General features: G+C 66.0%; 5 protein-coding genes. 1 reads left to right on the top strand and 4 read right to left on the bottom strand.

The window, feature by feature from the left end:
* A partial coding sequence (lysX, locus tag ACO48X_RS09535; protein ID WP_485001853.1) for a bifunctional lysylphosphatidylglycerol synthetase/lysine--tRNA ligase LysX occupies positions 1 to 3,245 on the top strand: 3,245 nt, incomplete at its 5' end.
* A gap of 212 nt (positions 3,246 to 3,457) precedes the next feature.
* Here lysX and ACO48X_RS09530 read toward each other — a convergent pair.
* The 4 genes from ACO48X_RS09530 to ACO48X_RS09515 form a co-directional block, all read right to left on the bottom strand.
* Entirely contained in the window at positions 3,458 to 4,186 is a 729-nt protein-coding gene (locus tag ACO48X_RS09530) for an alpha/beta hydrolase (protein ID WP_485001852.1), read from the bottom strand.
* A gap of 165 nt (positions 4,187 to 4,351) precedes the next feature.
* The gene (locus ACO48X_RS09525; RefSeq protein ID WP_485001851.1) at positions 4,352 to 5,146 is read right to left on the bottom strand and encodes a hypothetical protein; all 795 of its coding nucleotides are present in this window, start codon (positions 5,144 to 5,146) and stop codon (positions 4,352 to 4,354) included.
* A 464-nt stretch (positions 5,147 to 5,610) separates the two neighbouring features.
* On the bottom strand, positions 5,611 to 8,502 hold the full coding sequence (locus ACO48X_RS09520) for a bifunctional metallophosphatase/5'-nucleotidase (protein WP_485001850.1): 2,892 nt from the start codon (positions 8,500 to 8,502) through the stop codon (positions 5,611 to 5,613).
* 295 nt (positions 8,503 to 8,797) lie between these two features.
* On the bottom strand, positions 8,798 to 9,675 hold an 878-nt coding region (locus ACO48X_RS09515; RefSeq protein ID WP_485001849.1), incomplete at its 5' end, for an LLM class flavin-dependent oxidoreductase.

Below are 9,675 nucleotides of genomic sequence, written 5' to 3'. Positions count from 1 at the left end.
TGGTGTTCACTGTGCAGGCTTTCGCCGTGTGGCAGGCGGTGGCGCTGCTCTTGCTGGCCTTCGTTCCGGACTTCGTCTACGCCGTCGCTCGCGTCCTCAATGTGACGAACATCCCTTCCTATCCGACCCTGCTGTCTTTCTTCCTGCTCACCTTCCTTTCACTGGGGCTTTTGCGGCGCCAACGCGCCGCGCTGTGGCTGTCCGTGGCGATGTGGCAGGTCTCCATGATCGTCGCGTTGGCGGTCGCGACCGTCCTCTCTCACATCGACTCGGACTCTTCGGAGCGATTCCGCCCGCACGGCTGGCATTTTCTCGCGTCTTTGGCATTCGCTTTGTTCGTCGTCGCGAGCGCCTTCTGGATGCGCAGCGCCTTTCCCGCCCGCTTGGCCCCCGGAGCCCTGCGGCGGGCGTGCCTCGTCATCGCGTTGGGGTTCGCGACGTCGGCCGGATTCGCCTTTTTCGCCCTGGAAACGGCGGGGTTCGGCAGACTTCCCTTTCGCCAAGCGGTCAACTGGAGCGTTTCTGTGGCGCTCGGCCTCCCGTCCGACCAGCGCCCCTTCCGCTCGCCCATCGAAGGGCCGTACTGGGTGGAGACGGCGTCGGGCGTCATCTCGGTTGCGACCCTCGTGCTGGCCATTGTCGTCTTCCTCCGCGCCGCTCCGCAGAACGCCCAAAGGGATTACGACGACGAACTGGCGGTGCGGCGGCTCCTCGTCGCCGCCGGCTCGGCGGATTCGCTCGGGTACTTTGCCACCCGTGACGATCGACGAACGGTCTTCTCCCCCGACGGCAAGGCGGCCCTGTCGTTTCGCGTGGTCTTCGGCGTGTGTTTGGCCGCCGGCGATCCCATCGGAGACAGGCAGTCGTGGCCTCAGGCAATTGCGAAATGGCTGGAGCACGCGCGTTCCTACGGTTGGGTCCCCGGAGTCATCTCAGCCAGCGAAGACGGGGCGAGGGCGTACCGCGCACAGGGCCTCAGGGCGATCGTCCTGGGCGACGAAGCGGTCATCGACGTCGCCTCCTTCAGGCTCGCAAACCCGGCGTTGCGAGCGGTCCGCAAAGCAATCGCGGGGCCGACGAACGCGGGATACCGGGTGCAGGTTCGGCGTCAGTCGGAGATTCCCGCGGACGAGCTGGCGGAGCTCGTCAAGATCGCCGACGTGTGGCGGCGCGGCGGCCCGGAGCGCGGCTTTTCCATGGCCTCCGGGAGGATCGGCGACCCGCGCGACGGGCGCACGGTGATCGTCACCGCACACACGGCGAAGGGCGACGTGTGCGGCCTCCTGTCTTTCGTCCCGTGGGGCCGCCGGGACGTCTCTTTGGATCTCATGCGGCGTTCCCCGGCCGCTATGTCCGGCGTCACCGAGCTCATGGTCACCCAGCTGATCGCGAATGCCGACAGGCTGGGAATCACGCAAATCTCTTTGAATTTCGCAATGTTCCGGGAGTCCTTCGCCCGCGGCGAGCGCATCGGCGCCTCCCCGCTCGAGAAGCTCAACCGGAAGGTTTTGGTCTTCGCTTCGCGCTGGTGGCAGCTTCACTCTCTCTACCAGTCAAACGAAAAGTACCTGCCGCAATGGCGCCCGCGCCTGCTCTGCTACGGCAGCACGGCGCAGCTGACCCAGGTGCTCATCGCCGTCGGGCAGGCCGAAGGCTTCGTCCCCGAGCTTCCCCGCACTTTCCAGCGCCGCTCCCGAGCATCGCAGCTCAACCTCCCGGAGACGGCGGCAAAGCTCGCCGAAGCCGTGCGCAAACAGGAAGAGGATCTTTTCACGCCGACCGTGCCGGAGCGGCAGCTTTCCGAGCAGCAGCGAATTCGCAGGGAAAAGTTGGCGCGCCTGATCGACGTCGGCATCGACCCCTATCCCGCGGACGTGCCGAGAAGCCACGCGCTCAGCGACGTGAGGGACGATTCGGGGGCCGTCTCGGTGGTCGGACGCGTTGTGCGAGTGCGTGACCACGGCGGAGTCCTTTTCGCGGATCTGCGGGAGGGAAGCGTGGAGCTCCAGGTCATGTTCACCGCCGACCGCCCCGAAGCCGGACTGGCGCTCTGGAGGGAAACGGTCGATCCCGGGGACCTCGTCAGCGTTACGGGCGCGGTCTGCCGCAGCCGCTCCGGCGAACTCAGCGTCCTTGCGGAGGGCTGGCGCATGGCCGCAAAGTGCCTCACCCCTCCCCCGGACAAACACCGGGGGCTGCGCGACGCCGAAGCGCGCGTGCGGCAGCGCCACATGGACCTTGCGCTCGGCGGAGAGGCGCGACGCCGCCTTCTGGCACGCAGCGCGGCCGTGCGGGCGATCCGAGGGAGGCTGGCCGAGCACGGCTTCGTCGAGGTGGAAACGCCTATGCTCAATCGCATCCACGGCGGGGCGAACGCACGGCCGTTCTCAACGCACATCAACGCCTACGACCTCGATTTGACCTTGAGAATCGCGCCCGAGCTGTACCTTAAGCGGCTGTGCGTCGGCGGATTTGAGAAGGTCTTCGAGATCGGCAAAAACTTCCGCAACGAGGGCGCGGACTCTACGCACAACCCCGAGTTCACGGCCCTGGAAGCCTACGAAGCGCACGGCGATTACACGACGATGCGCAGGCTCACCGAGGATCTCATTCGGACGGCGGCGCGGGCGGTCCACGGGAAGCCCGTCGCGCCTGCGCCCGACGGAGGCGTCGTGAGCCTGGACGGCGAATGGCCGGTCGTATCCGTGCACGCGGCGGTCTCGCAGGCCGTCGGCGCCGACGTCACCCCGGACACGCCCGCGGGCGAGCTCCAGCGACTGTGCCGGGAGCGAGGCATCCGGTATGCCGCCTCGATGACCGCGGGAGACCTCGTGACCGAGCTCTACGAGGAGCTAGTCGAAGGCAGCACGGGCGCCCCCACCTTCTACACGGACTTCCCGGTTGAAACCTCGCCGCTGACGCGGCGCCATCGAGGCGACCCGCGCTTGGCCGAACGCTGGGACCTCGTCGCCTTCGGAATGGAGCTCGGCACCGCCTACACCGAGCTGACCGACCCGATCGATCAGCGCCAGCGGCTCACCGAGCAGTCGTTGCGGGCAGCGGCCGGCGACCCCGAGGCCATGGAGGTCGACGAAGAGTTCCTTTCGGCCCTCGAATTCGGAATGCCCCCCACCGGAGGCCTCGGCTTGGGCGTCGACCGGATAGCGATGTTCCTGCTGGGCGCTTCGATTCGTGAGACCCTCGCCTTCCCGTTCGTCCGCCCGGAGGCTCGCCCCGCCAACTGAGGATCAGAGGCCTGCCTTGCCCGTCGAGGGTCAGAGGTTTGCCTTGCCTATCGAGGATCAGAGGCCTGCCTTGCCCATTGATGCCCGGCAGGCGGCCCGGCTCTTCTGGGATTGGAGGGACTCTGAAGTTTTGAGGGCGGGCAGCGTGCGGTGCGACGCGAAACCAGGCGGGCTGTGGACGCGGATGGACTGAGCCCGGAAGTATTCGCGGTTCACAGGTTTTCAATGTGGCGCACAACTAGATCCGGCCTCGTCAGTGGGAAGACGTGATTCTGGCCGGTCAGCATGATCGTTCGAGCGTGCAGTTTGCGTCCCAGATCCCACTGGCTGCGCAGGAATCGACGCTGCTTGCCGTTGCCCGCGCCGACGAGGAGAAGCGGCGCCGGGCTGCGACGTCCCGCTGCGCCGGCGTCGAGCAGAGCATCGACCCGGGCGGCATGGGCCCAGCTGGCTGAGAGCTGCTCTGCAAGGCGCCGGCTGTTTTCCCGCGTCCCGTAGCGCGCACGCGCCTCGTCGATCGGGAGGGCGTCTTCGCTTCCGGTGGTTTGGCGGATTCCCCATCGACGAATCTGGGGCCCCACGCGCCACAGGGCCTCGACGGCGGCGCCGGCCAGCTTGTCCATTCCCCGTCGAAGCTTCCCCTCTACATGGAAGCGCGACGGGACCTCGTCTGGAGCGGTGGGGTCGATGAGAACCAGCTGTCTGACCTGGTCGGGGCGGCGAAGCGCCCACTCGATCGCGGCTAGGCCGCCGAGCGAATGCCCGAGGAGGTCGACCTTCGGCGAATCCAATGCTCCAAGCTCGGCGCGAATGTCGTCGGTGTCGGCAGTCAGAGGGACCTTCCAAGAATCGAGTGTGCGGGTGTCCGGCCCCAAGAGGCCCGCCAACTTCTCGTAGTCTTTCGGAGGGAGCCCCCACCCCGGAAGAATCAGCCACGTCATATCGCGTCACCTCGCTCGTCGCGCAGCATAGCTGCATGGACTCTTTTTAAGCCTCCCATTTTCCCATCAATGCCATCACGAAAACTTGTGAAGTTCCTGTAAAATCACTGCTTTCTGCGTGCGATTTCTGTGGAACCCTCGATTGCGGCGGCATTGGACGCCGCGTCACTTGCGGCGTCGCCGCACGGCGAACGCTCCTTCCGGGTCGAATCCCGCCGGCGCGAAAGCGATGAGAACCCCAGTCAAGGAAACCTGGATTCGTTGGGCGAGGCCGACGGGGCCGACTCCCAAAAGCTCGGCGCCCGTGAGCAAACCGACGAGGAGAACGACGCTGACCGCAAGCGAGGGGGCCGCGACCCGCATCCCGAGCGAGTAGCGCGCTCGATGGCGGAAAAGGACGATCAGAATGAGGCTGCAAGCGACCGTCACCGTGCCCACTCCCACCGCAACGCTCGAGGCGTCGTGCATCCACTCGTATCGTCCCGCTTCCCCGGCCTCGATTTGCTCGCGGCATTCCGGCAGGGACAAGGCGCAATCCAACGGGGTCACCGTGCTGTCGACGATCGTCGCGAGGGCGAAGGTCAAGAGCCCTGCGGCGAGAGCCTGGCGGAAGAGACAAAGGGAGCCCCAGCCTGCGCGCAGGGCCCTTTTGCCTTGCGTGATTTTGCCTTGCACGATCGAAGCGGATCTTCCAGGGAGTCCGGCTTGGAACCCCGCTTGCCGAACGAAAAGCAGGGTGCCGGAGAAGATGGCGACGCCGCTGAGCAAGTCCGTGAGGCGGAAGAGCCAGCTCTTCGGATACTGGCGCGCCGCCAGTTCGGACAGATAGGAATCGTGGATGCCGAGAGGCCAGCCGATGATCGCTTCGCCTATCGCGCTGATGTATGCCAGAGCGCCGAGCCACAGAAGAAAGGTTGCCAGGCGTTTGAGACCGCGCGGCGACGGGCGGGCATCAACCATGAACAGTTCCCTGCCTCTCAATCGACACCCAAGGACACAGCGCTCCCGCCTCGACATCGCCGCAAGACGGATGAAACAAGTCGAAATTTATCACAACGGCCATAAAATCGCGCGCTGCGAACAAGTAGAAAACGATCAACAGGAAGAGTCAGAAGGCACCAGCCAAGCGGACTTTGACCCGCGGCACAGGCGCGACCGCGCAGCAATGCCTTCCGCCTCCAAACGCGGGCTCTTGCGCCCCGCGCAAGGGAACAAAGCCGCGGGCAGACTGACGCGCCGCGACTCGTTGGGAGGATGTAGTTCGACCCGCGGCGCATCAGGGGCGCTCCGGCCGATCGACGCATGCGATCGGCGCAAGCGCTTCACTCAGCATACGCTTTCGATCGGCCGGAAGGAGGTTCGACGCGGCCGCCGGTTGGGCGCCGCTCTCCGTGCCCAAAACCGGCGGCCTTCCGCCTGTTGCTTCAGTTGTCTTCTTGAGCCGTCCGACGACGGGCCACAAGCAAGCCGCCAAGGGCCAGGAGCACAAGGGCCGCGATGAGAAGCGGAAGCGATTCGGCGCCCGTGTACGCCAGACCCGGCGTGTGCAGGTTACGCTTGGCAGCCGTCGGCTTGGCTTTGCCTGCATCGGACCCGTCCCCGTTGAGGTTCGCCGGCGATGCATGAGGCACCTGCGATGCATGAGGCACGGAGCGTTCGCTCCGCTTGTGAGCATTGCCCTTCGCGGGATCCGGATCTCCAGTGGGGCTGGGCCGAATGTCTTCTCCCGGCCTGTCGCCGTCGCGGGGCCCGTTGCTGCCGGGGTCTACTGCGCTCGGAAGCGCGGAGCCGGACGAGGCGTCGCCGCTGGGCCTCGGGGCCTCGGCGGTTGCGCTGGGCTTAACCGTGGCGGTGGGCGCGGCCTTGGGGTTGTCGGGTTTGGCCGTGCCACTGGGTTTCGCCGTGGCGCTTGGAGCAGCAGTGGCGCTCGGTTTCGCCGTGCCGCTCGGCTTCGCCGTGCCACTGGGTTTCGCCGTGGCGCTTGGAGCAGCGGTGGCGCTCGGCTTCGAGCTTGCGCTTGGCTTGCCGCCGTCGCTCGGGTCGCCGCTCCGAGTCGGTTTGGCGCTGCCGGTGGCGGTGGGCGCGGCCGTGCTGCTCGGACCGGCCGAGGGCGACGCCGAAGGCGCTCCGGGGGCGGCGGACGAAGGCGAAGCGGTCGGCTGCGCCGATCTGCCACACGCCACAGCGACGGTCAGCCCTTGCTCGGCCCCCACTACTTCGGCGAAATCGGTCCTCACGGTGACGGGAAGCTTGATCTGCTTCCCGGGATTCGCCGCGCATTTGCCGTCGACCTTCACCTTGGCGACTGCGCGGCCGGCGCCGTCGGCCGTGATCGTCGCCTTTTCGTTGTTCGCGTCCGGATCCGCCAACGAGTTGTCCACCGGCGACGTCGCGGACGCCTCCCCCACGTTCACTTTGACGTTCTTCGTCACCGACGGCCCTTCGGAGAAGGAAAGCCCGCGGAGGGAAACGTCAATCGTCTGGCCGTCCTTGACCGGCTCGGAGGGAAGGGTGACCCCGATGGAGGATTTTGCGGCGCGCGGTTTGAGGCCCGGGTTGGCGGCCAGATACGAGTTGAACTTGTCGCGGTCGAGATTGTCGGTGATGACAGGGGCGCCGCCAGCGGTCAGGGCGTCGAACGAGTCGCCGCCGGAAAGCAGGAAGGTGACCGAGCCGACCGTGTACTTGCGTTTGAGATCGAGCGGCTTTCCGTTGACCGTCACAGACGTGATGCGATTGCCATAAGGCTTGGCCGGGTCAAAGGTGTACTTCACGTTCCGCGACAAGCCCAGTTTAAGCATGGGCCGGGAATTCTGTGTATTGAGGTTGGTCTTCCACTGCTGCTCGAGGGCCTTCTTGAAATCCGCGCCCGTGATCGTCACATACCCCAGCTGGTTGGAGAACGGCTGGACGGCGAAAGTCTGACGGTAGGTGATGTCTCCGTTCGCCAAAGGGACGAGGTCGGCGCGCAGCCCTCCGGCGTTGATGGCGCCGATGTCCACCGGCTTGCCTTCTTTGGTGACCACAGTCTCCTGAAGGGAGTCCGCGGCAAGGTCGCCGAGCGAGGACTCGATGCCGCGGTTGGAACCGGGGTCGGGCGCTTCGCCGTTCGACGAGAAGACGCCACGGGAAAAAGCGGAGCCGTAGCCCGTGGCCACCACCTTGTCGCCGGCCGCCTTGGAATCCTCCACCGCCTTGTCGACGATCTGCTTGATCGACTCCTTCTCGCCGCATTGGGCCACTTCCGAAGCGGGAATGAGCTTGGCCTCGGAGCGCACAACCTTTTTCGCCGCCTTGTCGTAGGTGATCTGCAGGTTGCCGAGGTTGTCGGTGTACGATCCGGAGGCTATGGCCGAGAGCTTGTTGCCCCGAGCCCCGTTCACCATCGAGAACTTGTAGGGCACATGCGTGTCGCCGCCCATAATCCCGTCGACGGACGGGCCCATCTTCGGATAGTTGTTCTTGACGTCGTCGTCAAGCATGGCGATCACGACGTCGGCCTGGCCGGAGTCTTTGAGCTCCTTGGCCATCGTGTTGATCTTGGGAATCGGGTCGTTGAACGTCAACCCCGCCGTGGCGCCCGGGCTGAGCTTGTAGGGCACGTCGCCCGCGATGGCCCCGATGAAGGCGACCCGGACGCCGGAGGCCGACGTCCATATCACTTTGTCGCCAAGGTACCGGCCCATGCCGTCCACGTTCGCGCCGAGGTACGGGAATCCGACCTTCGTGTACCCTCCTGTTCCGTCGATGCGATGCTTGACGACGTCGACGCCGAGGTCGAGCTCGTGGTTGCCGATCGTCGAGGCCACGGGTTTGAGCTCGTTGAGCGCCGCGATGGTCGGATTGTCCTGCAGCGAGCCGGACGTGAAGGGCGAGGCTCCGATGTTGTCGCCGAGCAGCGTGAAGGAGGAGTCGCCGTTGGCGGTGCGGGCCTTGTCGAGGTAGCAGCCGACCGCCGAAACGCCGGATTCGGTGACGGCCCCGTTCTTGCTCGCCTTCTCGATATGGCCGTGGACGTCGGTCAGGTTGTACAGATCGAGAGTCACGGTTCCATTCGCCTCGGCGGGCGCGTTCGAGCTCGGGGCCGGTGCGCCCGAGTTCGGGGCGGCGGGCTTGGGAACCCGCGGCTGCGCCGGTTGAGTATGCGCCGGTTGCGGCGGCGTCGGCTTGTACGTCGGCCGGCCGTCCGCGGAAATCTGCGAATCGGAGGAGCCCCCGGGGGTTCCGCGCCCGTCGGCGTGAGCCGCAATCGGTGCAATCAGCAGTGATAACGTTGCCGCGCCGCCGAAAAGGGAACGCAGCCGTGTCTTCGTCATCGAATCTCCTCGCGTGAATATGTTGTTTGAGTAACATTTGACCACACGGAAAGACTGCTGTCGATTTGCCACGAGGAGTTGTGGACAAGAAGGCCCTGTTCAGAGCCTGCGCACCGCCGCCGGTCGACTTGGAACCCCGCTGCCGCACCGTCTCGGACCTGCCGCGAAGCCGGCCAGAGCGAAACGGCACACGGATCTTGAAGGCATCCCCTAGGACCCGCCGTCAGGCCCGCCCAGAACCCTCGGGCTCCAACCGCCGCGCAATTCTGCGAAGCGCGATTCGGCCTACCGCGCCTCAGCCGACGGAACGCCCCTCGGCGGCGCCCTCCGTGCCCTCCGTCGCCGGTATCCAGCCGAGGGCGGGCGCGACGTAGTCGGCGAAGTTCTTGAGAATCCTGAAGTTGACGTCCACCCCCAGCGGGTTGGGAATCGTCAAAAGCAGGGTGTCGGCGGCCTCGATTGCGGGATCGGCCTTGAGCTGTTCGACGAGCACGTCGGGCTCGGCGGCGTACGTTCGGCCGAAGGTCGTTTTGGTGGCGCCTTCGAGGTAGCCGACCTGATCCTCCCCCTCGCCGCGGACGCCGAACAGCTGTCGGTCCTCCTCGGCGACCAGCGGAAAGATCGTGCGGGAGACCGAGACCCTGGGCGTCCAGCCGTGGCCCGCCTCCTTCCATGCCGCGCGGTATCTGGCGATCTGCTCGGCCTGAATCTCCCCGAAGGAGGCGCCGTCGGATTCTTGCACCAAGGTCGAGCTCATGAGGTTCACGCCGTCGCGCGCGGCCTGCTCAGCCGTTTTGTGCGACCCAGAACCCCACCAAATACGCCGCTCCATACCCGGGGACTGCGGGAAGACGGGCAGCGGAATTCCCGGTTTGTACAGGGCGGGGTATTGTTCTTCCAGCGGCGCCGATCGCGCCACTCCCGCGCCGCGGACCGCCGCCATGAACAGTTCGAACTTCTGCCGGGCAATGTCGGCGCCGTTGGCTTGGCCGCCGCGATATCCGAAGGCCTCCCATCCGCGTTCTGCCGGCTCGGGCGAACCGCGCGAAACGCCGAGCGCCACGCGCCCCTCGGCGATGAGGTCCAACGCCGCCGCCTCTTCCGCGAGATAGAGGGGATTTTCGTAGCGCATGTAGCGGTTGCAACACCCGTTCACGTAAGCTTGGTTGCATG

The organism is Peptidiphaga sp. (assembly GCF_057238965.1).
The sequence above is the reverse complement of the archived record's forward strand: the minus strand, read 5'-3'. Positions and strand labels throughout refer to the sequence as shown.

What these genes read in the sequence shown, in the direction of transcription:
- ACO48X_RS09530 (WP_485001852.1), bottom strand. Translation starts at nt 4,186, where the DNA reads ATGACGTGGCTGATTCTTCCGGGGTGGGGGCTCCCTCCGAAAGACTAC.
- ACO48X_RS09525 (WP_485001851.1), bottom strand. Translation starts at nt 5,146, where the DNA reads ATGGTTGATGCCCGCCCGTCGCCGCGCGGTCTCAAACGCCTGGCAACC.
- ACO48X_RS09520 (WP_485001850.1), bottom strand. Translation starts at nt 8,502, where the DNA reads ATGACGAAGACACGGCTGCGTTCCCTTTTCGGCGGCGCGGCAACGTTA.